Source organism: Streptomyces sp. NPDC002817 (assembly GCF_053592055.1).
In genome coordinates this window covers 1-2,002 of sequence record NZ_JBSFUY010000102.1, presented here as the reverse complement: position 1 = coordinate 2,002, position 2,002 = coordinate 1, and the positions used below count along the sequence as shown (strand labels likewise).

Sequence of the window (2,002 nt, the reverse complement as noted above, 5' to 3'; positions counted from 1 at the left end):
TGGACCGGATCGCCGGCGAGATCCGTGAGGCTCTGGACGGCATCACGCCTCGTACTGGTGAGATCCCGTTCATCTCCAGTGTCACTGGGGAGGTGCTGGACACGGCCGGGCTGGATCCGGAGTACTGGGTGAGCAACCTGCGTCGGACGGTGCGTTTCCAGGACGCGATCGGCACCGCGCTGGAGCGGGGCGACCGTGTCTTCACCGAAATCAGCCCGCACCCCGTGCTGACAGTGGGCGTCGAGGACACTGCGGGGGACGTGGCGGTGTCCGTGACGGGCACGTTGCGGCGAGGCGAGGGCGGACCGCGCCGACTGCTCGCAGCTTTGGCCGATGCGTTCGTACGCGGTGTGCCGGTCAACTGGGCGTCTCTCTTCTCCGAGGAACGCCCTGCGCCCGTAGACCTGCCGACCTATGCCTTCCAGCGGCGACGGTTCTGGCTGGAAACGGGGCCGGTGCCAAGTGACCTCACCGCGACCGGGCTCGGCTCGACCGACCACCCTCTGCTCGCGGCCGCCGTGCGGCTGGCCGGCAGTGACGAGATCGTGCTCTCCGGGCTGCTGCGCCCTGCCACGCAGACGTGGCTCGCCGACCACCTGGTCCAGGGCTCACCGGTGCTGCCCGCCGCGGCTGTCGTGGACCTGGCGTTCAGTGCGGGCCGGCAGGTGGGCCTGGACTGCCTGGTGGAGCTGACCCTGCGGGAGCCCCTTGTACTGCCCGAGCAGGGCGAAGTTGTGATCCAGGTACGTGTGGGTGAAGCTGAGCCTGACGGGCACCGAAAGGTGACTCTGCACTCCTCCACCGAGGACGACGACTGGACCCTGCACGCCGAGGGCGCCTTGGCGCAGGCTCCCGTCGCCGATGACGTCTTCGACTGGCGACAGTGGCCGCCGGCCGGATCCGAGCCGCTGGACCTGGCGGACTTCTACGAGAACGCCGCTATGACCGGGTACGGCTACGGCCCTGCCTTCCGTGGGCTGCGCCGGGCGTGGCGCCGCGGTGACGAAGTCTTCGCCGACGTAGCCCTCCCCGATGAGCGGCAGGCCGAGGCGGCCGGCTACTGCGTGCATCCTGCCCTGCTCGATGCCGCTCTGCAGAGCGGGCTCGTGCGAGGCACCGAGGAAGTCCGGTTGCCGTTCGTCTGGAGCGAGGTGTCTTTGGCGGCGGTCGGCACCTCAACACTGCGCGTCCGGGTGCGCGGCGCGGGGGACGATGCCGTGTCGCTGGTGGCAGCGGACCCCGAGGGACGTCCCGTGTTCACAGCCGCGAAAGTGGCATCACGCCCTGTGCCGGGCGACATTCTGCGTCGCGCCGGGACGTCGTCACTCTCCGACGCTTTGTACGCGTTGGACTGGATCCCCCTACAGACCGCGGCGGGGGGCGTTGCGCCCGCCCCGAACCTGACGGTGCTCGACCTCGCGTCCGCCCGCGAACTGGGCGAGCCGATGGACGCCGTGCACACCTTGCTCACTGACGTACTGCGCCGCGTGCAGAGCCTGCAGGCAGACGAGCGACTCGCCGTGGTGACGCGTTCCGCCATTGCCACCGGTCCCGGCGACACCGCCGACGACCTGGTCGGTGCACCCGTGTGGGGCCTGCTGCGCTCGGCACAGGCCGAGAACCCGGGACAGCTCTTCCTCCTCGACCTCGACGACTCTACCGACGCGCCGGACGTCGCCGTCGCGGCGGCCGTCGCCGCGGGAGAACCCCAGGCAGCCGTGCGCGACGGCGCCGTCCTCGTACCACGCCTGAAGAAGGCACCACGTACGACATGTGAAGAAGCCGGAGCCATTGACGAACCCCTGGCCGAGGGGCAGGTCCGCGTCAAGGTGCTGGCGGCCGGACTCAACTTCCGAGACGTGTTGCTCTCTCTGGACATGTATCCCGGCGGCGGCCCGATGGGTGCTGAGGCGGCGGGTGTGGTGGTTGAGGTGGGCCCTGGTGTGTCGGGTCTGGGTGTGGGTGATCGGGTGATGGGTCTGGTGTCGGGTGCGTTCGGTGA

The 2,002-nt window shown here is 69.8% G+C and carries 1 protein-coding gene; it reads left to right on the top strand.

From position 1 onward, the window contains the following. Positions 1-2,002, top strand: a 2,002-nt coding sequence (locus ACWD3I_RS49155) for a polyketide synthase dehydratase domain-containing protein (protein WP_451084470.1), incomplete at both ends; no start/stop codon positions are given.